We start from the raw sequence: 25,494 nt of genomic DNA on the forward strand, positions 1-25,494 counted from the left end.
TCCAAGAGATACTCTCGTAACACTCTATCATACAAACCGCGTTGGGGCAATGTACTCCTTAACCACGCGGATGCGTTTTATGGTAGACCGCAACCAAATGCTGATTACTAAGATGCGTGTAAATCTGCGTCGTACTAATGTCACTATGTCCCAATAATTCCTGAACAACCCGTAAATCTGCCCCGTTTTCAAGCAGTCGGGTCGCAAAACTGTGCCGCAGCGTATGCGGAGTGACATCTTTTTGAATGCCGACACTGGAAATATAGGCTTTTAAATTTTTCCAAATTGCCTGTCGTGTGAGTGCATGTCCATGAAAATTGACGAAAACAGCTTTAGGTTGCTGCTGCTTAATCAACTGTGGCCGCGCCTCCCGCAAATAGCGGTTGACCCACTCTGTTGCTTGGGGACTGATTGGCACGAGCCGCTCCTTGTCACCTTTCCCGGTCACCTGCAACAAGTTCATGGCTAAATGCAGTTGATCCATGCGTAACCCGATGAGTTCCGACACACGCAACCCGGTCGCATACATCAATTCAAAAATGGCGCGATCACGCAGGCCAAGTGGTTTCGTAATATCCGGTTTGGCCATAAGCGCGTCGATTTCTGGACCTGACAACGTTGCCGGTAAATGCTGCGCCTTTTTGGGGGTATCGATTTTGGTCATCGGGTCGGTTTTAACGGCCCCTTCCCGCAGCAAAAATCGGTAAAATTTCCGCAGCGCCGAAATCATGCGACTGACTGACGCAGGCGCTTTCGTATCGTTTTGCTTTTTCAAGAATGCCTGAATAACGGCAAAATCTTCCGGAAAGGTGGTCCGTTTTTGGGATGTCAGCCAAGCCTGAAAGGTCATTAAGTCCTGTTGATAGCTTATTTGCGTCGTGGGCGCCAAGCCTCGCTCAACATTTAAATAATGAATAAAATCCGCAATCAACCCGTGCATATTCTTACTCCTGAGATGCGTTATCGTTCGTCTTTAACAAAATCGTATAACCTGCTTCTTCTTTAATCAATCCGGCTTTCAATAAGTGCCCTAATGCCCGCTTAAACGCGCCTTTACTAATGCCAAAGACCTGTTTAATCGCATCTGGATCGCTTTTGTCGGTGTAGGCGATTTTGCCGGCCGGATCGTGTTGCAAGACTGCCAAAATCATCGCCGCATCGTCGCCAATCGCCTGGTATGCCCGTGGTTTTAACGATAGATTCAGTTCGCCTTGATCACTGACACCAATCACGCGGGCATGGAGCACCTGACCAAGTCGCGGCTCGACATCACGTTGACTTGGATGAATAAAGCCAAGGTAAAAGTCATCGGTCAATACCCGCGTACCCGCCACTTTCAGGCGATAAGCGGTTGCAGTCACATCAGCATTCATTTGGTCAGGTTTGGCACGATTGGCCACTGCCCGAATAATTGTTTCATCAGCCAGATTGCCCCACAACCGGTCTTTTTTATCGGTTGTCAAAGCAATCATCAACCGATCGCCGCGTTGAGGCCAAAGCCGATTGAGTTCAGGCAGTTGATCCTCACTTACCACAATGTCTTTATCCGGTAAGCCGATATCAACAAAGACACCTAAATCGCGGCGCACTTCAACAACCGGTGCAAATGCGTAGTGATCGCGTCCTACTTTAGGCAATTTGGGCGTTAACCGTGCCTCGCCATGCTTATTCTCATAAGCAAAACCTTTAAGTTCGCTACCAACTTCAGGCAAGGCCGGTAATTCCTGCCGATCGACTGCCAAAGTAACACCGTCGTATTGGGCAAACACTTCTTTATCATTGTGATCCGTCACGTGCGCGGTGACGATTTGACCGTTAAATTTCATTTTAATTACCTTTTCTCCCTGATTAACTGCATCCGACTTACCTTACCGTCCAGGCAGTATGTTGAACGCTGTCAAAATAACATAAGTAATGCCACTAGCAATCACCGGACCGGCAGCGATACCTTTTAAGAACACAACCCCTAAAATCGTGCCAAAAACCAAAGCGACGGTCATTTCCGGACTCATCGCTAGCAAACCGACACCTTTGGCAGATAACACTGCCACTAAAACGCCGCAGCCAATGGCAATCCAGCCAGCCGGACTCTTGATCACATGCAATAACTCTTTCAAGCCGATTTCACCTGTCGCAATCGGCACCATAATCGCAGCTGAAATGACGGTGACACCCCAATTAATACCTTGACTCTGCAACAATTTCATCAAATGCTGCGTTTGCGGCAGTAACTTTAGCACCATCACGACAGCAACGCCGATCACGAGGCTCTTATTTTTGCCGACTAACGCAATGATCAAAATGGCCAGTAAAAATAACCAACTTTCCACAGGTGCGCTCCTCCAATCATTTGCCGATCAGGATCATCGGCTGCCTGCTATTCATCTCATCAATTCATACTGCTCTTTATTATAAGCTACCCGATCATCGCTGACGAGTCCCCAGTCATTTTTGCTAGCCGTATATTGCTAAAATGAGAACTCATTTCAACCATCAAAAAACTCCCGAGTTTCCTCAGGAGTTTCTGAAAACCATTGTTAAGTTGATTGTCCGGATTAAAGGGCGTTGGTAGCACCTTTATAAACAATCCCCCGACGAGAATCAACGGTAATGATCTGGCCGTCAGAGATAACGCTGGTAGCATTTTCAGCACCAACAACAACCGGAATGCCCATGGCAATGCCGACAACAGCAGCGTGACTGGTCAAGCCGCCAGTTTCAACAACCAAGGCAGCTGCTTTTTCGATCGCTGGCAGGTAATCCTTGTCGGTTGTCTTAACAACCAGAATGTCACCCTTTTGCATCTTAGCAGCAGCTTCTTGCGCATTGCTTGCAATGACCGCTTTACCAATCGTGGATTCGTCGCCGACACCTGAGCCTTGAACCAGCTTGGAGCCGATAAGTTGAACCTTCATCACGTTGGTTGTGCCAGATTCGCCAACAGGAACACCGGCAGTGATCAGAATCAGATCGCCTTCCTTAGCAAAGCCAAGGTCTTGAGCCTTCTTGGTTGCCAAGTCGAACATGGCATCGGTGTTAGCAGGCTTGTCGGCAATGATTGGGTAAACACCCCAGTTAACCATCAAACCACGCTGGGTCTTCTCGTTAAAGGTAATGGCAAGAATGTCAGCCTTCGGACGATACTTGGAAATCATCCGTGCGGTGTAACCGGATTGGGTTGCAGCAACAATCGTCTTAACGCCAAGGTTACGAGCCGTGTGCGCAACACTTTGGCCGACAGCTTCGGTAATGTTCTTGTTGCTGTATTCCTTCAAGGCAAATGCATCTTGATCCATCATGGCTGCTTCGGTGTATTCATCGATCCGGGCCATTGCAGCAACAGATTCGACAGGATAATCACCATTAGCAGATTCACCGGAAAGCATCGTTGCATCGGTACCATCAAAAACAGCGTTAGCAACGTCGTTTACTTCGGCACGGGTAGGACGAGGGTTTTCCTGCATGGAGTCAAGCATTTGAGTAGCGGTAATAACCGGCTTGCCCAAAGCATTGCACTTCTTGATCAACCGCTTTTGAACGATCGGGACATGTTCAAATGGAATTTCAACACCCATGTCGCCACGAGCAACCATCAAACCGTCAGAAACCTTCAAGATGTCATCGATGTTGTCGATACCTTCTTGAGATTCAATCTTAGGGAAGATCTGAACATTAAGTGCGTTCTTTTCTTCAAGGAGTTCACGAATGTCCAAAACATCCTGAGGCTTACGAACAAAGGATGCAGCAATGAAGTTGATCCCGTGATCCAAACCGAAACGAATATCATTGGAGTCTTTTTCAGTGATACCAGGTAAATTGATGGCAACGCCTGGAGCATTGACACCTTTCTTACCGCCAAGCACACCGTCGTTTTGAACAACAGTGACAAGTTCGCGGTTCTTCTCGTCTTTTTCGGTGATCTTCATGTCGATCAAGCCATCATCGAACAAAACATGGCCACCAACATGTGTATCATCGTAAAGACCAGGATAAGTAACAGCAACCTTTTCCTTAGTACCCTTCAAACTGGCATCCATGGAGATGCGAACTTTATCACCCGTGTGGAATTCGATCGTGCCATCAGGGGTATCCTCAAGCGTGGTCCGAATTTCGGCACCTTTCGTATCAAGCATGATACCAACGGTCTTGCCCGTGATCTTTTCAGCCTCGTGAACCATCTTCATCCGTGCCAAGTGCTCTTCGTGATCACCATGGGAAAAGTTGAAACGGAAAACGTTGGCGCCCGCTTCGATCAACTTAACGATGATGTCAGTGGTGTTACTAGCAGGTCCAAGTGTGCTGACGATCTTGGTTTTTTTCATAAGTGAAATCGCTCCTTGCAATTATTTAAACAGACGTTAATGTCGTTTGTTTACAGAAATTAAAATGTTAACTCTTCCGCCAAGGTGTAGAGCGAAAGTTCAGCGTGGTGCTTAGCATCAAACAAGGTCCGGACGTCATGCGCCGTGATCTTGTTGTTTTCAATGCCGACTGCTAATGCACCCTTGCCGTCCAGCAAAAGTTCAACGGCGTAAGCACCCATTTGTGAAGCCAATACGCGATCACGAGCGGATGGTGCACCGCCACGGACAATATGGCCCAGAACCGTTGCACGTAACTGGAAGTCGCCGTAAGCTGCCAATTCTTTGGCAAACTGATCAGCATGCATCACGCCTTCAGCAAGCAAAATAACCGCATGCTTCTGACCGCGTTCACGGGAACTTTGCAACTTCGATGCAATCTTTTTAACATCAAAGTCGTGTTCCGGAATGATGACATCTTCAGCGCCACCGGCTACCCCAGACCAAAGTGCGATGTCACCAGCCTCACGACCCATAACCTCGACAACAAAGGTACGTTCATGGGAAGCCGCGGTATCACGCAACCGGTCGACCGCCTCAACCACGGTATTGACCGCAGTATCAAAACCGATCGTAAAGTCGGTGTACGGAATATCGTTATCAATCGTTCCCGGCAAGCCGATCGTATTGAAACCGTGGCGGGTTAATGCCAAAGCTCCGTGATAAGAACCATCGCCGCCAATGACAACCAATGCTTCAATCCCGAACTTGTTCAGCTGTTCAACCCCGCGCAACTGGCCTTCTTCTTGAGCAAATTGCGGATAGCGTGCCGAGTACAGCATGGTCCCGCCACGCTGAATCTTATCGCCGACAGTTGACTCGCTCATTTTAAAAATATCGCCAGCAACTAATCCGGCAAAGCCATAATTGATGCCGTATACTTCAAGGCCTTCATGCATCGCCTTGCGAGCAACAGCCCGGACCGCAGCGTTCATGCCTGGTGCATCGCCGCCACTGGTCAAAATACCAATGCGTTTCATTATTTCACCTCATGCATATTCTTTTGCGATATGTTCTACCACAAATACTCATTGAGTTTACCACTTTTCTGAAACAAAGTCCTTGAAAATGAGAACATTTTTCAATTTTCTCTAGGACTCCTGCCGCGTTCTTAGGACCACATTGTTGGCGCCGAACTGTGACTTCAGGGCTTCCACCAATGTTGTATCAGCCTTGACCCAGTAACGCTTGTCTAACAAAATACTTTCACGAGTAGCAGTGTCCACAGTGATAACAGGTGTTGTTCCATGAGCGGCTTGCAATTTTTTCAGTAAATCGGTTCGCAAAGCCGTATCCTTCGCGTCCAGCCGAATGAATAATTCGGCACTTGGCAGGCTAGCTAATAACGGTTGTGCATCCTGAATCCGATTTACCACCAGCTGCAAGTCGTCATTGCGCTTTTCCACGCGCCCGTTCACAAATACCACCGTATCCGTGGTTAAGTCTTCAATCGTCGGATAAAGGTTTGGGAAAACTGTCAGCGACACATTGCCGGTAGCATCCTGGCCGTCCACAAAGGCCATCGGTTTGCCTGTTTTCGTCCGAATTCGTTTGATATGCCGCACCAGCAGCAAAATGTTCACCGTCTGCCCTTCCTCCAGATCGCTGACGCTCACCAAGGTATATTGGGTTTTCAACGGCGCATATTTATCAACCGGATGTCCGGAAAGATAAACCCCAAGAACCTCCGCTTCGGCTTCAAGCCGCTCACTGGCGGACATTTCCGGCACTTTGATTGTTTTAGGAGCCAACATTGAAAAGAGCCCGACATCGTTGCCTGCTAATTTTACGGAATCAATCAACTCGTCCAGATTAGCCAGTGTCTGCGCCCGATTTGCATCAAACGTATCAAATGACCCGGCAAGAATCAATGATTTAAAGTTGTCAGCTTTCAACCACTTAGGATCCAGTCGCTGTAAAAGATCGCGTAAGTTTTTGAACGGGCCATTTTGACGCGCGGTAAAAATGGCTTCGCTAAAGTCGCGGCGCATCCCTTTGACGGACAACAGGCCAAAGCGAATTTTCCCTTGGCTTAATTTAAACCCGCCATTGCTGGCATTAATATCAGGACCTAATAAACCGACTTTCCGGGCCTTGGCTTCTTGAACGTAGGTACGCAGTTTTGGCAGATTGTTCATGCTGGCATTCATCAAGGCGGCAAAAAACGCTGCCGGATAATGAACTTTTAAATAAGCCAGCCAAAAGGCAACCTTGCTATACGCCACGGCATGCGAACGGTTGAAGCCATAATTGGCAAACCGATCAATGTAGGCGTAAACGGTTTTGGCTGTTTCTTCAGGAAAACCTTGCTTAACGGCACCTTCGATAAACTTGTCCTGCTCTGCCGCCAGCACTGCGGACTTTTTCTTGCTCATCGCGCGCCGAAGCAAGTCCGCTTCGCCAAGACTGAAGCCGCCCATAACGTTGGCAACCTGCATGACCTGCTCCTGATAAACGAGCACGCCATACGTCGGCTTGAGGATCTTGGTCAGCACCGGATCGGGATAAGCAATCGGCTCCTGGCCATTCTTGCGGGCGATGAAGGTGTCAATATTTTCCATTGGCCCAGGTCGATACAAGGCATTAACCGCAACCACGTCTTCAAATGCTGTCGGGTGCAATTTTCGCAAGACATTTTTGATGCCGGAAGACTCAAACTGAAAAACGCCATTGGTATCGCCACGCGCAAACAAGTTTAGCGTGGGTTTGTCGTCCAATGGAATTGCCTTGGGATCAAACGGTTTGCCGGTATCCCGTGCCACAAAATGGCTGGCAGCGGCCAAAATGTTAAGGTTCTTCAGTCCCAGAAAATCCATTTTCAACAAGCCTAACGCTTCAACGTCGTCCTTGGGAACCTGAGTCTGTTCAAGTCCGTCTCCACTGGGCTGCAGTGCCACCGTATCGGTTAATGGTTCTTCTGACAGCACGATCCCCGCCGCATGCGTCGAGTAATGCCGCGGCAGCCCTTCTAAGGCTAGCGCGGTTTGAAACAGCATCCGATTTTTGGGTGAGTCGGCAACCAAATTCTTGAGCGGCTGGCTTTGCTCATAAGCTGTCTTCAAATCAATGTGAAACAAATTAGGGATTGCCTTACTCCATGTGTTACTTTCAAACTGACTTAAGCCAAATACCCGCGCAACATCACGAATCGCCTGCTTGGCCCCGAATGTTCCAAAAGTAATGATCTGAGCCATGTGATTCTCGCCATACTTGTCGTGCACATACTGAATTAACTCGCCGCGGCGGTTGTCTGGAATATCCAGATCAATATCCGGCATCTGCGCCCGTGCCGGATTCAAAAACCGTTCGAACAGCAGATTATATTCAATCGGATCGACTTCGGTAATGGCCAGCGCATAACTCACTAACGAACCAGCCGCCGAACCACGCCCAGCGCCGGTCATGATGTTTACCTTATGCGCATAATTCATCACATCCCAAACCACCAGAAAATAATCGGCAAAGCCCATTTCGATAATGACATGCAGCTCATATTGCAAACGTTTCTGGTAAGCTTCTGGAATCGGCTGGCCATGAAAACGAGCGTCAAGACCGGATTTAGCCAGTTTGGTCAAATAATCTTTCGACGGTATCTGATCCGGCGTCTGGTAATGCGGCAGCTGAGGCTGTTTAAAGTCAATGGTGACATCGGCACGGGCGGCAATGTCAGCGGTATGATCCACCGCTGCCTGTAATCCAGCCGCTGCAAACGGTGCAGCAGCGTCTGTTGGCGGTTTTAACCAAGCTTCACCGGCATCGGTTAAAACCGGATCACGAAAGTTTAATTGGCTGCCTTCATCAATGGCAACCATGACTTTTTGCGTAAAGGCATCGGTTGGGTCACGATAAAGAACATTGCCCAATGCCAGCGGTTCAAGCTGGTGCGCTGCGATAAACGCCGGAATAGCACTGTCAAGATGCGCCTCATCCACACCGACATAAACCGACGCCGGCTGCTTGGCTTTTAAAGCCGTTAAAAACGCCATTGCCTGCTCATCGTGATGCGTCGTAACGGCCTCCGCAAATGGCGAATCCGGCAGCGCAATGGCGGCCAACCCAGTCAGCGGTAATAAATCAGCAAACTTAACCGGTGTCTTCGCCAGCATGATTTGCGTCGATAATTTCAAGAGTTGGTGATAGCCCGTATTGTTTTCGGCAATGACTAACAAGCGGGCATCGTCAATATCAATCTGCATGCCTAGCAACGGCTTTAGCCCTGCAGCTTTTGCCTGGCGATAAAACTCGACCAGACCGTAAACCACATTGGTGTCGGTTAAGGCAATGGCCGTGTAACCCCTTGTTTTGGCCGCCTGAATCAAATCCGGCAGTGCCAATGGGCTGTGTAATAGGGTATAATTGCTATGAACCTGTAATTGGGTAAACGTCATCTTGCCACCTCACCCCTATTATACTGAAAATTGTCACAATTTCAGTTGATTTCATCAAGAGTCGTGGTAAGATGACGACAGAAAAGAGGGATTTCATGCGGTATCTACCTACCATCGTCTGGGGCCTGATCCTCGGCCAAGTTGTCGGCTTCCTGGTCGGCGCCTTGAGCGGCAGCAGTTACGATCCTAAAACAAGTGCGATCGTTAGTGTTATTTTCATCGTGATTTTATTTTTCTTCCCGCCGGTTATGCAGCACTTTGCCAAGTCAGCAGGAAAACCAGAACATTAAACTACAACGTGCCAATTGAACACGCTTGACAGATCAGTATCCCAAAAAAGCACCTGGAGACGGCCTTCGTATTGGCTGCCCTCAGGTGCTATTTTCATGATCTCTAAATTTCGATGTTCAGTCGGGCCCCAAACGACATGATCAGTGCGCGTGGAACCAGCCATTCAACAATTTTGGTTGAACTACTTTGTGACGTAAAGGTACAAAGCGGTGGTTGAATAGCCAACGTCAAAATGCACACCGTTGCTCTTAATCGTGCTAATCGTTGTGGCGTTGTTCTTAGATTTGGCATCTTTTGTCAGTTTCTTGAAGTGCGAGAAAACGGTTTTGGCATTGGCACCGACCGCCGTACTGAGGAGCCCGAAATCAGTTGCGAAGGCCTGCATCTTCTTGCTGTCCTTGAGAACCGCTAACGGCACAATAACAGCAAAGCCCATTGCCTTGCCATGCGCAACACTCGCGCGATAATTGATATCAGCCGTTTTTAAGATGGACTGAATACCAGTTTTGGCCGTTGTTGGCAATTGATTTGTCTTTGTATTGGCCGTTGCCTGGGCCATCAGCGTTTTAAGTGCCTGTGCCTGTTGTGCAGCTGCCATTTTTTCTGCAGGGGTCATGCCAGCCGCATTTTTTTGGAGCGCAGCCGCTGCTGCCTGCCCTTGTTTCAGTTTAGCTTGATCAGCTTTTGAAAGACTCGATACTGCCAGCATCTGATTGAATTTAGTTGCAATATCGGCGTAATTCCCCAATGACTTGCCTGCTTTGACCGTAACGTTGGTTTTGAGTGAACCCGCCTTGAGGTTAACCTTCTGTGCCTTATCGGTGATCGGTACATCGATGACAAACGTGCCACTGTTAACCGGCACGCTTCCTTTGCCAGCGTCACTGGTGTAACTGACGCGTTTGACGCCACTGGCATTGCCCTTGACCGTTGCAACTAGCCCATCGCGGCCGTAAGTTGTTTTTGTGGTGCTTAATTGCTGCCCGCAGCCTACCAGCAATAATGCCAATAGACCAATCAGACCGTATTTCCAAAACTTCATGACGGAACATTCCCTTCACTTGATCTCAATTAATGACGTCCATCAGCATAAGCGTTCACTGTGCGCTTGACAAGCAAAATATGACTCAGTGTCACATTGACGGCAAGACAGTGAAATTATGATCTGCCACTGCTTCTAAATCCGGATGAACTTTCAAATAATCAGCAATCAATTCGGTCATATCTTTTTGATTTTCGCGAATGATCTTTTCCGGTCCAAACATAGCAAAATTACCACCACCAGCTGCTCGGTATTGGTTGACGGCAACATCATAAGTTTGCGCTGCTGTCACTGGTTGCCCATGGTACGTCAGTTTGGTCACGCGTTGACCGACTGGCTGGCGAATGTCCAACGTATAATCGATACCCTGATACATATCATAGTTATAATGTTGCGGTTTAGGCCGCTCGAATCGCGGTGTCACTGTCAACTGACCATCAGCAGTCAATGAAAAGTAGGTCGCACATTGTTCTAATGCGGCTTTAAGATCGGCGCCCGTCAATCGCAGAACAGCCAGTGTATTAGGATAAATATAATTGGTCACGACATCGCGCATCGTGATGGTCGCGCCGAAACCGCGGCCTTCGTTATTAAACAAAGCGGTACCGGAAATATCGGCGCCGGTACTGGCCATTTGTACTCGCTGAATAAACTCGATATAAGGGGTTTCATGCACCCGCGCCGCAAACGGATCCCGAATCCGCATGTCACCTTGGACTTTTGCCAATGGCTGATCAAGCCAAGTCTCAACAACTTGATTGAGCGGCTTGGCAACGTCCACAATGGCTTCGCTGGCAGCCGAAGCACCGGCTTTAACCAAAACCGCTTTGCTATCGGTCACCTGATAACCAGTTGCAGTTGGGGTCAGGGTTAAAGTGATTTTACCGACTGCTTCGCCGCGATAGCCTGGTTGCGTAATCGGAACGCCGTTAACAGTTGCGGCCAACTGGCGATGTTGATGGCCCGTAATCAACGCATCGATTCCAGGAATCTGCGTCAACGCATAACCCACATTTTCACCAGTTAAGCGTTCGGTAGGCTGCCCGGTTCTTAAATCCCGCTCAAAACCGCCATGATACGCCACAATGACAACATCTGCCTGCTGTCGTAAACGCGGCACATAATACTTCGCCGTTGTGATTACATCCTGAAATTGAAGCCCGGCAATATTTTTAGGTGCCTCCCAGTGCGGGATATAGGAAGTTGTCAAGCCAAGAACAGCAATTTTGACCCCATCCCGTTTAAAAATTTGATAAGGAGCACCAAAAGTGGGTTTACCATCACGGGTAATATTCGCATTCAACGTTGGATAATTCAGCGTTGCCAACGCTTGCCGTAAATAGTCGGCACCATAGTTAAACTCATGGTTGCCGATGATGCCCGCATCATAACCAACCGCGTTGTAAATTTGTGTAAGCTGCTCCGGCTGGCGACTAATCTTGGCGACATAATACGCTAATGGCGAGCCTTGCAGCCAATCGCCATTTTCAATCGTCAAAACCGGACCTGGGGCAGCAGCTTTTTGCGCATCCATAACCGTCTTGGCTTTGGCAAGGGAGAAAGGCAGGTCCTGCTGACGTTTGACATAATTAGTCGGCAGAACAAAACCATGGGTATCGCTGGTCGACAATATCGTGAGTTTCATGCCTTTTTTCCTTCCTTTGGCGCCGGTGTTTCTTCGAGTTCCAGCATTTTTTCAACCATCAGCTTTTGCAAAACCGCATTAATCGCTAATGTCACCACTGCATGCTGAGTCGCAGTGGTGTCTGGTTTATTAACCCGGTTAATGGTCAAGGCATCATTAAAATCGGAGTTGGCCTGCTCAATGGCACTGACAAAGGTAAGGATAAAGGTGTCATACGCTTGAGCGACTGGCCGACCTTCTTTGGCAAAGCGGATCCCCTTGGCAATCATGTCCAATGCAAAAACCGGTTTCAACATCGCAATCACTAAAATATTCGCCAATTGTTCTGGGCGATATTTTTTCTTGATTGGCGCCTTAATCACCCCTTTTTTGACATAGTTGTTCACCATAGTCGATGTGATCTCACCAAAGCCAAGCGGTGATACAATATCATTCACATATTGAATAACCTGATCCATATACAAATCAAATTGGGGTAAATCAGCCCAGCGGGGAAACTGTGCTTCTTGAAGTTGCGCTAAGTAATCGGCAAATTTTTTGTTATCAGCCATATTGCACCTCGTTTTAGCTACATTATATCATGACAGTTAGTTTTGATAACCAAATGTTCACTGGTTCAATAGTTGAATATCTACTATGCTATTTGTCATGTATTTATTTAATTTCTAAAGATTTGATTATTTATAGAGGTTTATCTATGCATGTATTTCGGTGATTCTCGCGTTTGGTTAAGCGATCACAGGCGCAGAAATCTGCGTGTAAGGACCTCGGACGCAATGGCCAGAGTAGCGTCAGCAGGAAGCGTTGTTCTATTATGGGCAAGTGTATGGTCGGCTTTCGATTTCTATAACGCGCTCACCGGCGCAGAAGCCTGCACATAAGGACCTCGCACCTAAATGGCCAAAGACCAGCCATTTAGGTGCGAGGCCACTTATGCTCCGGCTTCTAACCGCGCCGGTTCACGCTCACAACAAAAAAGCCAACACCGATGATGTGTGTTGGCTTTTTATTATGCATTTGCGTTATCGTCAGACTTCTTGACCACTTGTGCACCCTTGTAATAACCCTTAGGTGAAACGTGGTGGGAAACGCGGTATTCGCCGGTTGCTGCATCGAATTGCAAGTTAGGCACATTCAACTTAATGTGACCGCGGCGCATACGCTTCTTGGTCTTTGACGTTCTGCGTGCTGGAACTGCCATGAGCGGAAAACCCCTTTTTTAGTAAGATTTCTAAACTACTTTATACGGTCGATGATCAAAATGCAAGTCTGATCATCGTCACGCGTGGACAGAAACTTGTTCTGTCACAGCAACGCTAATCATACATGAAAAGCGGCGTCAAGGCAAGGGTCTTTACAGAATAATTCAGTTGTTACAAGCTTACGCCTTGGCTGCGACCTGCTTGGCTTTAAATTGCAACTGATCGTCGACAACAGTGATCACGACTTCCTGACCGGGTTCAATGGTGCCGCGAATGAGCTCTTTGGCCAATGGGGTTTCAACGGCGCTGGTAATCAAACGTTGCAGCGGCCGAGCGCCAAATGCCGGATCGTAGCCCTTGTCTGCCAGCCAGGTCTGTGCTTCTGGCGTAATATCCAAAGTGATCTGCTGATCGGCCAACCGGGTTCCCAACTGATGCAAATCTTTAACGGCAATTTGTTTAACATCATCCAGTGAGAGCGGGTGGAACATGATAATGTCATCAATTCGGTTCAAGAATTCCGGTTTGAAGGCCTTATTGACCAGTTGACGCACTTGATCCTTCGCCTGCTGACTGACGGTGCCATCAGCTTGAACGCCATCCAAAAGGTATTCCGAACCCAGATTCGAGGTCATAATGATGATCGTGTTCTTAAAATCAACCGTCCGGCCTTGTCCATCGGTTAAGCGCCCGTCATCTAACACTTGCAATAAGATATTGAAAACATCCGGATTGGCTTTTTCGATTTCGTCCAACAACACAATCGTATATGGATTACGCCGGACCGCTTCTGTCAATTGCCCGCCTTGTTCATAGCCGACATAACCCGGCGCTGCACCAACCAACCTTGAAACACTTGCTTTTTCCATATACTCTGACATATCAATGCGGACCATATGCTTTTCCGAATCAAATAAATCCTCAGCCAACGCTTTGGCAAGTTCGGTCTTCCCGACACCTGTGGGTCCCAGGAAAAGGAAACTGCCCAGTGGACGGCTTGGGTCTTGCAGCCCGGCACGGGAACGCAAAACCGCATCGGAAACTGCAGTGACCGCTTCATTCTGGCCAATAACGCGTTTGTGTAAATTGTCTGCCAGATGCAGCAACTTTTGGCGATCGCCTTCAACCAGTTTAGCAATTGGAATGCCGGTTTCCCGTGAAATCACTGCCGCAATTTCATTTTCAGTCACACTTTCCTGCACTAACCAGGACTGGGGCCGATCGTTATTCTCCATGGCTTGCAACTCTTTTTCAAGTTGAGGAATCGTACCATGTTGTAAGCGCGCCGCAGTTTCCAGATCATAACGGCTTTGGGCATCTTCCAGCTCATGTTTGGCCTTGTCAATTGCCGACTTTTTCTCGTTAAGCTGCCGGATATCTTTCTTTTCTGCTTCCCACTGCGCTTTTAACTTGTTGGTTTTTTCTTTCAAATTAGCCAATTCGGCATCAGCGTTCTCTAGGCGCTTCTTACTTGCCGGATCACTTTCATTCTTCAATGCCTGCTGTTCGATTTCCAGTTGCATTTGTTTGCGTTCAGCAACATCCAGTTCGGTTGGGCGGGAATTCATTTCGACATTGATCGTCGCGCACGCTTCATCGACTAAATCGATCGCCTTATCCGGTAAAAAACGATCCGTGATATACCGGTTCGACAAGGTTGCTGCTGCCACAAGCGCTGAGTCATGAATTCGTACCTTGTGGAAAATCTCGAAACGCTCTTTTAGGCCGCGCAGAATGCTGATTGTATCTTCCACGGTTGGTTCCTGCACCAGTACCCGTTGAAAACGCCGCTCCAAGGCTTTGTCTTTTTCAATGTTTTCCCGATATTCGTCAAGCGTTGTAGCCCCGATCAGATGCAACTCACCACGTGCCAACATCGGTTTAAGCAAGTTACCGGCATCCATGGAACCTTCCGCGCGACCAGCACCGACGATGTTATGAATTTCGTCGATAAAAAGAATGATCTGCCCTTCACTCTTTTTAACTTCTTTCAAAACCGACTTTAACCGTTCTTCGAATTCCCCACGATATTTGGCACCTGCTACCAAACTACCCATATCCAAGGAAATAATCGTTTTATTTTTTAAATTGTCCGGCACGTCATTTTTAACGATTCGTTGAGCCAAGCCTTCAACAATCGCGGTTTTCCCGACACCGGGTTCACCAATCAAAACCGGATTATTCTTAGTCTTACGACTCAAAATTCGGATCACATCGCGGATTTCTTCATCCCTACCAATGATTGGATCCATTTTTCCGCTGCGTGCTTCTTTGACCAAGTCAGTACCGTATTTCTCCAGACTCTTGTAATTCGCTTCGGCATTTTTGCTGGTCACTTTTTCCCCACCACGAATCTTGTCGATCACCTGCCGCAACTTCTTGGCATCGACTTTAGCATCGTTGAGTAAATACTGGGTAATCGTGTTATAGCGTTGCTGATAAAGCGCAAGTAACAGTGCCTCGGTTGAAATGTAAGTGTCACCGAATTCATCTTTAACGGTGTTGGCGTCTGTCAGTAATTGTGCCAAGTTCTGGGACATACTCTGGCCATAAGTACTGGCGCCTTCCACGACCGGCTCAGCTTCAAGCGCCGCATCAATGGCTGCATTCAGTCCTTGAACATTCACGCCAGCTTCACGATAAATCTGCTCAGCCAACTGATTAGGCTGGACCAGACTTTTCATGACATGCGGAATGTCGATTTCTTGATGATGCCGCACTTGGGCAATTTGCTGCGCAGCGCCTAAAGCTTCGGCAACTGCTTGGGTAAAATTATCTGGATTCATTCACGTATCCCTCCATAACCGTTCAATGTTTTCAAATCCACTTTACGATATTGGTCAGTAAAGGTCAAACATTATCGAATAAAAAAACGCGAATCGCATCATCCGCGTTTTGTCGTTATTTTTTCGTTGAATCAACCGGCTCCTCCTTAGGTGCCTGAACCGGTTTAGGCGCTGGCTTTTCGGCTTTGTTAGCCTTCGTCAATTCAGTAATGCGCTGTTGCAATTCACGAATCTGTTTTTTGGCATTGGCAACGGCACTGGTTGAAATTAACCAAGTGACCACCGCGCCGATTAACACGGAAACCGCAATGATCACGATCAACGGCCACTCCAACTGAATCCCAAAAAAGTTAACCGAAACGCCTTGACCATTTAGCAACGCAAAAATAATTAAAATTAATGCAAGTACCAATCCGATAATAAATCGCTGTTGACCCTTCATTCAAGCCACCCCTTTATTTTTTGTTCAGCAAACCGCCAGCTAACCAATCGCCGATATGTGGAAATAAAGTATACAAGTCAGCACCCAGATTCATCAACCAAGGTGTATTGATTTCCCGTACCGGATGGTTAAATGTTGCAACAATTCGCCGCGCCAGTTTATCGGGATCCAGTACCAGCCAAGAAACGCTGGCCAAGTAGTCCAATGCGCCGGCCGATTTGAAGAAGTCGGTTGCAATCGGTCCTGGGTTAACGGTTGTCACGTTGACCCCAAATGGCTTCAATTCCAGTCGCAGACCGTTACTATAACCCACCACTGCAAACTTTGTCGCCGAATAAATAGCTGACTTGGGTGTGGCAATTTTACCGGCCATCGATGAGATATTGATGATGTGTCCCTGGCCACGAACCGCCATATCGCGTCCCAGCAGCTTGGTTAAGTACATGGTGCCCAAAACATTCACGCGAAACATGCGTTCAACCAAGTGCATATCTGTGTCAAATGCATTCTCAAAATGACCAAAACCGGCAGCGTTGACTAACACATCGACTGATCCGACGGTGGCATGAATACGCTCAACGACGGCTTCAATAGCGACCGGATCAGCCACATCAACCGGAAAAGCAAACGCTGGCCGACCAGAAAGTGAACTTGCCTCGGCTTGAGCCTGACGCAACTTGTCACGTCTACGTGCCAGGAAAACCACCGTCGCCCCTTTTTTGGCGGCTTCCAACCCAATTGCTTTACCCAATCCGGCTGATCCGCCAGAAATAACTACTGTTAGGTGTTGTTTCACGATGCTGCTCCCTCCTTGTACGCTTTGCTGTTCCAATCACGCTTAAGCCACTGTCACTTCAAGCCAGCACTGCTTTTCAGCCAATCACCATTATCGCCTGCTGACAGAACCGGTTATTGAACAGATCCCGCCGACGCCAACTGGGGGCTGGCAAACGGAATGTTAATTTCTTCAAAATCTTTCACCACGTGGGTATTGGGGAAAATACGCCGAGCACTTTTTTCTAACATCGCAACGCCGGGGCCAAGATACCGCGCAGAAATGTGATTCAGCAACAACTTGCCGACACCGGCGCGTTTGGCTAACTCGGCAGCCTGAATATTGGTCGAATGATAATACTGTTTGGCTAACTGGCTTTCGTCCGGGCCAAAAGTACTCTCGTGAACCAGAACATCTGCGCCAGCTGCTAGTGGCAACGCGCGACTGCATTTTCTGGTGTCGCCAAAAATCGTCACAATCCGTCCCGGTTGTGCTGGCCCGATGAAATCATGACCGTCAAACGTCCGGCCATCGGGCAACGTCACCTGTTTACCTGCCTTTAACTCGGCATAAACCGGTCCAGACGGAATTTTAGCGGCCCGTACCTTATCAATCAGCAATTCACCCGGATGTGGCTTTTCCTCAACCCGAAACCCAAAACTGGTGATGCGATGGTCAAGTCGGTCGAAACTGACTTTAAAAGTCTGATCTTCAAAAACCGTTCCCGGATGCCGCAACAACACAAACTTTAAGGCATAACTCAAATGACTCTGGGAAACCTTCAGACTGGTTCTAACAAAATCTTCAATCCCAGGCGGCCCGTAAATCGTGAGCGGATCAGTGCCGCCTTGGTTAGCGCGACTCGCCAAAAATCCCGGTAACCCGAAAATGTGATCGCCATGCAAATGGGTGATGAACACCTTGGCAATCTTTCGCGGTTTAATCGTGGTTTGCAGAATCTGATGCTGAGTACCTTCGCCAACATCAAACAGCCAAACCTCATTGCGTTCATCAAGCAGTTTTAGCGCCAGACTGCTGACATTACGAACTTTGGAAGGCGAACCGGCGCCTGTACCCAAAAATTGAATTTCCATACCATACTTCCTATTCTGTCAAACTTCACTTTGTAGTCTACCACAAGTCCTACAGAATTATCCTTGTTTGATCGCTGATAACCTTGCTTAACCTTGGTAATTCGTCTCACGGCAAAAGAAAATTCCGATAAGAACGATTGGCTGCCCAACCCCTTACCGGAACTCAAGTTAGCTTACGTCAGCTTTAATAGCATGCTAATCGGTTGACTGCTTGGTTTTATCCAAAATGGTCTTGGCAATAAACGCCGCATACTGCGGGTTACCTGTTGGATTCATGTGCACCATATCCTTGTAGAACCAATCAGGATGTCCATCAGATTTACGGAACCAGTCAATCACCGTCAGATTCTTATATTGCTTTTGCGCAGCGTCCAACCTGCCATTGACATCATTTTGCCATGCCCGCGTTGGCACCCGCACATTAATCCAGAAGACTTGCCGATCCGGACCAATCGCCTGCATCATCTGGGCAAGCTGCTCATCGGAAAATGGGCCGTTGGTGCCTAAACCGATTAACACAATGTTCGCTAGCACGCCTTTTTCCGCATAACTGCGAACCAGATCAATACTATTGATCATTTGCCGAGACACAGCCGCATCAATCACTGCTTTAGGGAAAATCTTCTGTAGGCCCTCTTGACCGTCAAGCATGACCGAGTCGCCAATCGCGGTTAATCCCACATCCTGGGCCCGTTGCAATTCGATTTGGGTTAAGCCATATTGTTCATACTCTTGGTTAACCGGATGGGCTTTGGCTTGCGAAGCATACTTCGACTCCTGTGCACGGGATCGCGATTTTTGTTCGGTTTTATTTTTGGCTTCTTTACGCTCTTCGGCTAAGCTAGAACGCATGGCTTCCAGACGCTTGGCCTTTTCCTTAGGCGATTCCGCGCGTTTCTTAAGTTGTTTGGCCAGCGGCGAGTCGTCGCCGACCGCCTTAGCTGATGGTGCTTTAGCTAGACCAACGCTGCCAATTGCCAAAATGACCAAAGCTGCATAGCTGATCCAGCGCGCCTTGCCCATACGTTTCTTCGGATCGGCCAACCCTTTAATGAACGTCCAGGTTTTATGGTAGTCAAAATGTGCTGCTGGCTGTTCAATCCACCGATACGAAGCCTCGGTGATCAACACGATTAAGATGACCTCAATCACCGGATACAAAACGGGATGATCGGCAATGTTGCGGAAACGATTCTCCCAGAAAATCATGACTGGAAATTGGTAAAGGTACAAGCCATAACTGCGGCTGCCAATATAGCTAAACAATGGATTGCTCAACAAGCGATCAAAATGCGCCGCTGGATGGGCAACGACCGCAACCAGAATCGTTGTCAGAATGGAGAACAGCACCATGCCGCCTTCATAAAGAAAGCTGCTTTGGGCGTCGACCGTGAAGACCATGGTTAACAAACCAACGAAGCTGACCGTTCCCATTAAATCGAGACTAACCACCCACTTTCGCGGTAAATGCTCCGAAAGCCGACCACTTGGCCAAATGAACGCCAAAGCGGCACCGAGCAAAATCGAAAATGCCCGCGTGTCAGTCCCATAATATAACCGGCTCGGATCAAAGGCTGCAGGTGACGTGTGTGCAACGGTCATCATGTACAAAATAGCCATCCACGCACCGCTGGCTGCCGCCAAAATCAAGACAATGTTGGCAATCTGATGCCGGTTTTTAACTAATAGTAGCAAACCTAAAACCAGAAATGGCCATACCAAATAATATTGCCCTTCAATTGAAAGCGTCCATAAATGCGTGAAAGGTGATTCGCCGTTAGCATAGCGCGCAAAATAAGACTGACCATTCAGAATCTGCCACCAATTATAGACATAAAGTAAATTGGTCAACACCATCATATGCAGATTGTGCAGGAGATTTTGCGAAAAAAGCGTGATATAAGCTGCAGTTCCAAACAAAACGGTAATAAGTGCCGGATAAAGACGTTTAAATCGCCGAATGAAAAAACTCTTAAAATCAATTCGCCCATTGCGACCAAACTCAATCAATAAGCCGTCCGTAATTAAATAACCGGACACAACCATGAAGATCGGTACACCCAAGTAGCCACCCCGAAATAATTCGGGACGCAAGTGATACAGGATGACACCAATGACACCAATGGTTCGTAAACCGTCAAATCCATGAATATACCGGCGCTTTCGTCTACGCGTCTGTTTCAATTGAGGCCCCACCATTCTTTAAAAAGATTACTGCTTTCAGTTAGTTCACTGAAGATTATTCAACAAATTCAAAGGTAAAATCGTCAATCGCGACTAAATCGCCGCTTTGTGCACCTGCTTGGCGCAACGCATCGTCAACACCCATACTCCGCAGTTGCCGGGCAAATCGCATGACACCATCTTCATGATCAAGATTCGCCATCTTAAAGGCGCGTTCCACTTTATCACCGGTTAAGACAAAGGTACCGTCGCTATCCCGCGTCACTTTCAATGCCGGTTCTGGGGCAAACTTGTAATCAGCAGTTTTAACCGGTTCCTGTTTCGGTTCAAATTGCGGTGCGGTTTTCAGCACTTGCGCGGTGCGCTGCATTAGCGGCATGACGCCGCGATGTGTCAGGCTGGAAATTTCAAAAATATTGGCTGGATCAATGCCGCGCTTGAGCAAAGCTGCTTTAAACTCAGCAAATCTTTCATCTGCGCCTGGCAGATCCATTTTGGTTGCGACAATTAATTCCGGCCGTTTTAAGATATTCTCATCATATGCACCTAGTTCGCGACGAATCTGGTCATAATCTTCCAGCGGCTCGCGGCCGTTTTCCGGGTCCATTTCAACCAGATGCAATAAGACCCGCGTCCGTTCAACGTGCCGCAAGAACTGGATGCCAAGACCGACACCGTGTGAAGCACCTTCAATTAAACCCGGTAAATCAGCCATGACAAAATCAGTGCCATCGTCTAGCTGGACCATGCCAAGGTTTGGCACTAATGTCGTAAACTGATACGCGGCAATCTTGGGCTTAGCCTGCGTGACCACCGACAATAAAGTTGACTTGCCGACTGACGGGAACCCAACCAGACCGACATCGGCGAGGACTTTCAACTCCAGTTTAATGAAGCGATGTTGTCCGGGTTCACCATTTTCGGCAATTTCCGGTGCGGTGTTTTTCGGTGAAACAAAATGAATATTACCGCGTCCGCCGCGTCCGCCTTTGGCAACAACCAGTTCCTGCCCCGGCTTCGTCAGATCACCGAGGACTTCGCCAGTATCGGCATCGGTGACTGTGGTTCCTGCCGGTACGGCAATCCGCCGATCTTCAGCTGCCCGCCCATACATGGACTTACCCTGGCCATTGCCACCAGCTGGCGCTTTGAAGTGGCGTTGGTATCTGAAGTCCATCAAGGTTCGCAACCCTTCATCGACATATAAAATGATACTACCACCACGGCCGCCATCACCTCCGGCCGGGCCGCCAAACGGCACGAATTTCTCACGCCGAAACGCGACCATGCCGTCACCGCCTTTGCCCGCCTGAACTTCTACTTGTACCTGATCGACAAACATTGGCGATCCCCTTTCTGAAAAAACATAATTTATAATTATACCCGTTAACCCGCCATCCGCATAGCAGATCGCATGTCTTTCTTATTTTACCACGTCAGACAGTAGGACAAGTACTTTAAGCACAACAAATGAAAAAAGTGCAAATTCCCTTGAAACAAGCCTGTTTTTGACCGCTGTGAATGTTTTTAACGGTTTTAGGTTGATTTTGAATGTTTCATCAGTATAATGAAGAGCGAGGTGAAACGAAAGTGCTTACAGAAGAACGGCGGCAATACATTCTTAGCCAGCTACAACAGCATACAGTCGTCAAATCCAAAGCGTTAATGGCGGCTTTGGACGCGTCAGAATCAACCATTCGGCGAGATTTGGACGAGCTTGAAGCGGCGGGCGAACTTAAACGGATCCACGGCGGGGCCAAACGAATTAACGGCCTTGGCGACGAACCGGATGTGGCCAGCAAGTCGACCCAAAATTTACGCGCCAAACAAGCCATTGCTCGTGCCGCAGCCCACCAAGTCGAACAGGATGATCTGGTTTTCCTGGATGCCGGGACAACGACGGCCCAACTCATCCCTTTTCTAGCTGACCTCGGGGTGACGGTGATCACTACCGGCGTTGATAATGCCTCTTTACTGGCGGATTATCAAATTCCGACACTGATGCTTGGCGGCATGGTTAAATCAGCAACCAAAGCGCTTATTGGCGCGACTACTGCAGAAGCACTTCATCATTATCGTTTCGATATCGCCTTTATCGGCACGAATGGGATTCACCCTGAGTTTGGGAACACCACCCCTGATCCGGAAGAAGCCGTGATCAAGCGTTTGGCGATTCATCAAGCACGTCAGCCGATGATTCTTGCCGATCCAAGTAAGTTCGAACAGGTCAGTTTCGTGAAATTCGCCGACATTGGCGATGTCACGATTCTCACCAGTTCATTACAAGGACTGCCAGCAGGTTATCACCGGTTCCAAAATATTAAGGAGGTTCATTCTTGATCTATTCAGTTACACTCAACCCTTCGATTGATTATGTCATCGAATTGCCGCAACTTGACCTTGGTGCCGTCAATCGTTTGACCCACGCGGTTAAGCTACCAGGCGGTAAAGGCATCAATGTGAGCCGGATTCTTCAAACACTTGGCTTACCGACAACTGCTTGGGGATTTCTCGGGGGATTCACCGGCACCTTTATTCAACAACAACTCGATGCCATCGCGATGCCTTGTGACTTCACGAAGATCAAAGGTGATACCCGAATTAACGTCAAACTCAAAGCTGAATCGGAAACCGAGCTCAACGCAAGCGGGCCAACCATTACCAATGATGAAATTGCCGACTTTAAAGCAAAGCTAGCCAAACTCGCAGCAGGCGATGTCGTCGTGATGTCTGGCAGTTTGCCACAAGGGCTGCCGGCCACTTTTTATCGTGACTTAATTCCGGCCATCCACGAGCATCAAGCCGATTTTGTTATTGACACCACCGGCCAGGCACTGCTGGACACACTTCCGGATCATCCACTGGTCGTCAAGCCCAATCATCATGAACTCGCAGCATTATTCAACGACAAGCCGTATACCGACAACGATGCCATTATTAAGGCGGGGCGCCGCTTACTGGATCAAGGCGCACAACACGTTTTGATTTCGATGGCCGGTGCTGGTGCCTTGATGATTGAACGCGACCATGCCTGGCTTGGGACAGTTCCAAAGCAACCGGCAGTTAACTCGGTCGGTGCCGGTGATAGCATGCTGGCGGGCTTTACCGGAACGTTTGCCCAAACCCATGACGCCTTGGAAAGTTTCAAGGTCGGTATCGCATGCGGTTCTGCGACTGCCTTTTCCAAGGATCTTGCCACTGCCGATAAAATCGCTGCTGTTAAACAAACCATCAGCATCACTGAAGTTTAGGAGGACAAAATGGACATTCGTGACTTACTACTAAAAAATGTCATGATCATGGATCTCAAAGGGACCACCAAAGAGGCTGTGATCAATGAAATGGTCGACAAGTATCATGCAGAAGGCATTGTGACCGATGCCGATGAATATCGTCAGGATATTTTAAAACGTGAAGCAGAGTCCACCACTGGGATTGGCGAAGGCATTGCGATGCCTCACGCCAAAGACAGTGCCGTTACTCGAGCAACGGTACTTTTTGCCAAAAGTGCCAAGGGTGTTGACTTTAACGCGCTCGATGGCCAGCCGGTACATTTGTTCTTCATGATTGCTGCCCCTGAAGGCGCCAACAATGAACATCTGGCCGCTTTGGCTGCCTTGTCTTCCCTCTTAATCAATCCAAAACTGGTTGCAGACCTGAAGCAAGCCAAAACACCGGACGAGGTGCTGGATTTATTCGGCAAGGCTCAGGCCGAAAAAGTTGCTAAAGATAAAAAAGAGGCTGAAGCGGAAAAAGCCCAGGAAGCTAAAGATACAGCCGCCAAACAAGCTGAATTCAAAGAAGAGAAGCGCAAAGAACGGCCATTTATCGTGGCTGTCACCGCCTGCCCGACCGGGATCGCCCACACGTACATGGCGGAAGCAGCGTTAAAAGAAACTGCGGAAAAGATGGGTGTCGATATTAAAGTCGAAACCAACGGCTCCGAAGGGATCAAGCATAAATTAACCGACAGCGATATCAACCGGGCAGCCGGCGTTATCGTTGCCGCTGATAAAAAAGTTGAGATGGATCGGTTCAACGGTAAGAAATTGCTGAATCGGCCTGTCATCGACGGCATCAAAAAGCCTGAAGAATTAATCGAAGAAACCCTTAAAGGTCAGGGCCAAGTCTTCCACACAAGCGGTGCAGATGCGCAAAGCTCTGATACTGAAGAGACTTCTGGCGGTACCCTCTGGAATCGAATTTACAAAGACTTGATGAATGGTGTTTCCAACATGCTGCCATTCGTTGTCGGCGGCGGGATTATCATGGCGATCTCATTCATCCTTGAACAATGGTTGGGTAAGACTTCCATGTGGTTCAACTTCACCAATAATCTGGGGACATTTGCCTTCAGCTTCCTGGTACCGGTACTAGCAGCGTATATCGCTGAATCCATTGGTGATCGACCAGCCTTGATGCCTGGGTTCGTCGGTGGTTACATGGCAACGGTCGCTTCCGCTTCAGTTGTGAAGGCCCAGAATCCGGCTGGTTTCTTGGGTGGTTTGGTTGCCGGGTTTGCTGCCGGCTGGATGATCGTCGGACTGAAGAAAGCCTTGGCCAAAATGCCGAAGTCACTGGACGGCATGCGCACTATCCTGCTTTACCCCGTCATCGGTCTGGCCATTATGGGCCTGCTGATGTTCTTCATCATCAACCCGATTTTTGCCGCGATCAACGGTGCGTTAATCAGTTTCCTTGAAGGTATGGGAACCGGTAATGCCATTCTCATCGGTGTCATTTTGGCTGCCATGATGAGTATCGATATGGGCGGCCCGTTCAACAAGGCGGCTTACACGTTTGCCATCGGCGTTTATCAGGCATCTGGCTTTAAAGATGGCCGCTGGATGGCTGCTGTCATGATCGGCGGGATGATTCCACCATTGGCGATTGCGGTTGCTTCCACCTTCTTCCCGAAGAAATTCACGTTACAGGAACGCAATGCCGGCTTATCCAACTATGCACTTGGGTTGACCTTTATTACTGAAGGTGCGATTCCATTTGCCGCAACCGATCCGGTGCATATCATCGGTAGTTCCGTGGTTGGCTCCGCGATTGCCGGCGGGTTAACCCAGCTCTGGCACGTCAACGTCCCGGCACCGCATGGCGGCATTGTGGCCCTTCTGCTAACAAATCAGAAACTCGGGTTCGTCATGTCACTCATCATCGGGACTGTCATTGCCGCATTAATTCTCGGCTTCTGGCGCCCGGTCGCTAAAGAGAATCAATGATCCGTTTTAGCGCAGGTTTAACCTGTATCATTAATTGATACTCAAATAAAAAA

Annotated in this window: 20 protein-coding genes; 4 read left to right on the forward strand and 16 right to left on the reverse strand. The window is 48.4% G+C overall.

Features of this window, described 5'->3' with window-relative positions; all coding sequences use genetic code 11:
- Positions 1-58: 58 nt before the first annotated feature.
- The 6 genes from xerD to dnaE all read right to left on the reverse strand — a co-directional run bounded on the left by xerD (position 59) and on the right by dnaE (position 8,749).
- Positions 59-940 (reverse strand): site-specific tyrosine recombinase XerD, encoded by an 882-nt coding sequence (gene xerD, locus GSO_RS02225; protein WP_010488457.1) that lies wholly within the window; start codon positions 938-940, stop codon positions 59-61.
- A gap of 4 nt (positions 941-944) precedes the next feature.
- Positions 945-1,826, reverse strand: coding sequence for a CvfB family protein (locus GSO_RS02230; RefSeq protein ID WP_010488459.1), 882 nt, complete (start codon positions 1,824-1,826; stop codon positions 945-947).
- A gap of 42 nt (positions 1,827-1,868) precedes the next feature.
- Positions 1,869-2,330, reverse strand: coding sequence for a DUF441 domain-containing protein (locus GSO_RS02235; RefSeq protein ID WP_010488461.1), 462 nt, complete (start codon positions 2,328-2,330; stop codon positions 1,869-1,871).
- 225 nt (positions 2,331-2,555) lie between these two features.
- The gene (pyk, locus tag GSO_RS02240) at positions 2,556-4,322 is read right to left on the reverse strand and encodes a pyruvate kinase (protein WP_010488463.1); all 1,767 of its coding nucleotides are present in this window, start codon (positions 4,320-4,322) and stop codon (positions 2,556-2,558) included.
- Between the two features lie 59 nt (positions 4,323-4,381).
- Positions 4,382-5,341, reverse strand: a complete 960-nt coding sequence (pfkA, locus tag GSO_RS02245) for a 6-phosphofructokinase (RefSeq protein ID WP_010488465.1) — start codon at positions 5,339-5,341, stop codon at positions 4,382-4,384.
- A 111-nt stretch (positions 5,342-5,452) separates the two neighbouring features.
- Positions 5,453-8,749 carry a DNA polymerase III subunit alpha gene (gene dnaE, locus GSO_RS02250; RefSeq protein ID WP_010488468.1) on the reverse strand — a complete coding sequence of 1,099 codons (3,297 nt, stop codon included), beginning with the start codon at positions 8,747-8,749 and terminating at the stop codon, positions 5,453-5,455.
- 95 nt (positions 8,750-8,844) lie between these two features.
- Here dnaE and GSO_RS02255 point away from each other — a divergent pair, with 95 nt between their 5' ends.
- Positions 8,845-9,039 (forward strand): YjzD family protein, encoded by a 195-nt coding sequence (locus GSO_RS02255; protein ID WP_010488470.1) that lies wholly within the window; start codon positions 8,845-8,847, stop codon positions 9,037-9,039.
- 182 nt (positions 9,040-9,221) lie between these two features.
- On the opposite strand, the gene GSO_RS02260 is transcribed toward GSO_RS02255, so the two are convergent.
- From GSO_RS02260 to obgE, 10 genes are all read right to left on the reverse strand, one after another.
- On the reverse strand, positions 9,222-10,082 hold the full coding sequence (locus tag GSO_RS02260) for a hypothetical protein (RefSeq protein ID WP_010488472.1): 861 nt from the start codon (positions 10,080-10,082) through the stop codon (positions 9,222-9,224).
- Between the two features lie 91 nt (positions 10,083-10,173).
- Positions 10,174-11,727 (reverse strand): bifunctional metallophosphatase/5'-nucleotidase, encoded by a 1,554-nt coding sequence (locus GSO_RS02265; protein ID WP_010488473.1) that lies wholly within the window; start codon positions 11,725-11,727, stop codon positions 10,174-10,176.
- Positions 11,724-12,278 carry a DUF1836 domain-containing protein gene (locus GSO_RS02270; protein ID WP_010488475.1) on the reverse strand — a complete coding sequence of 185 codons (555 nt, stop codon included), beginning with the start codon at positions 12,276-12,278 and terminating at the stop codon, positions 11,724-11,726. Before GSO_RS02270 ends, GSO_RS02265 begins: the two co-directional genes overlap by 4 nt.
- Positions 12,279-12,736: 458 nt before the next feature.
- Positions 12,737-12,928 (reverse strand): 50S ribosomal protein L32, encoded by a 192-nt coding sequence (rpmF, locus tag GSO_RS02275; protein ID WP_005686472.1) that lies wholly within the window; start codon positions 12,926-12,928, stop codon positions 12,737-12,739.
- Between the two features lie 180 nt (positions 12,929-13,108).
- Entirely contained in the window at positions 13,109-15,715 is a 2,607-nt protein-coding gene (clpB, locus tag GSO_RS02280) for an ATP-dependent chaperone ClpB (RefSeq protein WP_010488489.1), read from the reverse strand.
- A gap of 115 nt (positions 15,716-15,830) precedes the next feature.
- Positions 15,831-16,157, reverse strand: a complete 327-nt coding sequence (locus GSO_RS02285; RefSeq protein WP_010488491.1) for a LapA family protein — start codon at positions 16,155-16,157, stop codon at positions 15,831-15,833.
- 13 nt (positions 16,158-16,170) lie between these two features.
- Complete coding sequence (locus tag GSO_RS02290; RefSeq protein WP_029345500.1) at positions 16,171-16,956, reverse strand: SDR family NAD(P)-dependent oxidoreductase; 786 nt, start codon at positions 16,954-16,956, stop codon at positions 16,171-16,173.
- Between the two features lie 110 nt (positions 16,957-17,066).
- Entirely contained in the window at positions 17,067-18,026 is a 960-nt protein-coding gene (gene rnz / locus GSO_RS02295) for a ribonuclease Z (protein WP_010488495.1), read from the reverse strand.
- A gap of 195 nt (positions 18,027-18,221) precedes the next feature.
- Positions 18,222-20,225, reverse strand: a complete 2,004-nt coding sequence (locus GSO_RS02300) for an acyltransferase family protein (RefSeq protein WP_029345501.1) — start codon at positions 20,223-20,225, stop codon at positions 18,222-18,224.
- A gap of 40 nt (positions 20,226-20,265) precedes the next feature.
- On the reverse strand, positions 20,266-21,552 hold the full coding sequence (gene obgE / locus GSO_RS02305; protein WP_010488499.1) for a GTPase ObgE: 1,287 nt from the start codon (positions 21,550-21,552) through the stop codon (positions 20,266-20,268).
- Positions 21,553-21,800: 248 nt separating this feature from the next.
- On the opposite strand from obgE, the gene GSO_RS02310 reads away from it, so the two are divergent.
- From GSO_RS02310 to GSO_RS02320, 3 genes are read left to right on the forward strand one after another with little or no spacing between them, the layout of a single operon-like run.
- Positions 21,801-22,550, forward strand: a complete 750-nt coding sequence (locus GSO_RS02310; RefSeq protein ID WP_010488501.1) for a DeoR/GlpR family DNA-binding transcription regulator — start codon at positions 21,801-21,803, stop codon at positions 22,548-22,550.
- Complete coding sequence (gene pfkB / locus GSO_RS02315) at positions 22,547-23,461, forward strand: 1-phosphofructokinase (RefSeq protein WP_010488503.1); 915 nt, start codon at positions 22,547-22,549, stop codon at positions 23,459-23,461. Before GSO_RS02310 ends, pfkB begins: the two co-directional genes overlap by 4 nt.
- A 9-nt stretch (positions 23,462-23,470) precedes the next feature.
- A complete protein-coding gene (locus GSO_RS02320) occupies positions 23,471-25,441 on the forward strand; it encodes a PTS fructose transporter subunit IIABC (RefSeq protein WP_010488505.1) in 1,971 nt (656 codons plus the stop codon).
- Positions 25,442-25,494: the final 53 nt, after the last annotated feature.

This window comes from Lacticaseibacillus zeae DSM 20178 = KCTC 3804, from assembly GCF_000260435.1.
GTDB lineage: Bacteria > Bacillota > Bacilli > Lactobacillales > Lactobacillaceae > Lacticaseibacillus > Lacticaseibacillus zeae.

Excerpts from the sequence above, each read along its gene's own strand:
- GSO_RS02300 (WP_029345501.1), bottom strand. The coding sequence starts at position 20,225 with ATGGTGGGGCCTCAATTGAAACAGACGCGTAGACGAAAGCGCCGGTAT.
- pyk (WP_010488463.1), bottom strand. The coding sequence starts at position 4,322 with ATGAAAAAAACCAAGATCGTCAGCACACTTGGACCTGCTAGTAACACC.
- rnz (WP_010488495.1), bottom strand. The coding sequence starts at position 18,026 with ATGGAAATTCAATTTTTGGGTACAGGCGCCGGTTCGCCTTCCAAAGTT.
- xerD (WP_010488457.1), bottom strand. The coding sequence starts at position 940 with ATGCACGGGTTGATTGCGGATTTTATTCATTATTTAAATGTTGAGCGA.
- GSO_RS02320 (WP_010488505.1), top strand. The coding sequence starts at position 23,471 with ATGGACATTCGTGACTTACTACTAAAAAATGTCATGATCATGGATCTC.
- pfkA (WP_010488465.1), bottom strand. The coding sequence starts at position 5,341 with ATGAAACGCATTGGTATTTTGACCAGTGGCGGCGATGCACCAGGCATG.
- GSO_RS02265 (WP_010488473.1), bottom strand. The coding sequence starts at position 11,727 with ATGAAACTCACGATATTGTCGACCAGCGATACCCATGGTTTTGTTCTG.
- GSO_RS02230 (WP_010488459.1), bottom strand. The coding sequence starts at position 1,826 with ATGAAATTTAACGGTCAAATCGTCACCGCGCACGTGACGGATCACAAT.
- GSO_RS02285 (WP_010488491.1), bottom strand. The coding sequence starts at position 16,157 with ATGAAGGGTCAACAGCGATTTATTATCGGATTGGTACTTGCATTAATT.
- obgE (WP_010488499.1), bottom strand. The coding sequence starts at position 21,552 with ATGTTTGTCGATCAGGTACAAGTAGAAGTTCAGGCGGGCAAAGGCGGT.
- dnaE (WP_010488468.1), bottom strand. The coding sequence starts at position 8,749 with ATGACGTTTACCCAATTACAGGTTCATAGCAATTATACCCTATTACAC.
- GSO_RS02270 (WP_010488475.1), bottom strand. The coding sequence starts at position 12,278 with ATGGCTGATAACAAAAAATTTGCCGATTACTTAGCGCAACTTCAAGAA.
- clpB (WP_010488489.1), bottom strand. The coding sequence starts at position 15,715 with ATGAATCCAGATAATTTTACCCAAGCAGTTGCCGAAGCTTTAGGCGCT.
- GSO_RS02260 (WP_010488472.1), bottom strand. The coding sequence starts at position 10,082 with ATGAAGTTTTGGAAATACGGTCTGATTGGTCTATTGGCATTATTGCTG.
- rpmF (WP_005686472.1), bottom strand. The coding sequence starts at position 12,928 with ATGGCAGTTCCAGCACGCAGAACGTCAAAGACCAAGAAGCGTATGCGC.
- GSO_RS02255 (WP_010488470.1), top strand. The coding sequence starts at position 8,845 with ATGCGGTATCTACCTACCATCGTCTGGGGCCTGATCCTCGGCCAAGTT.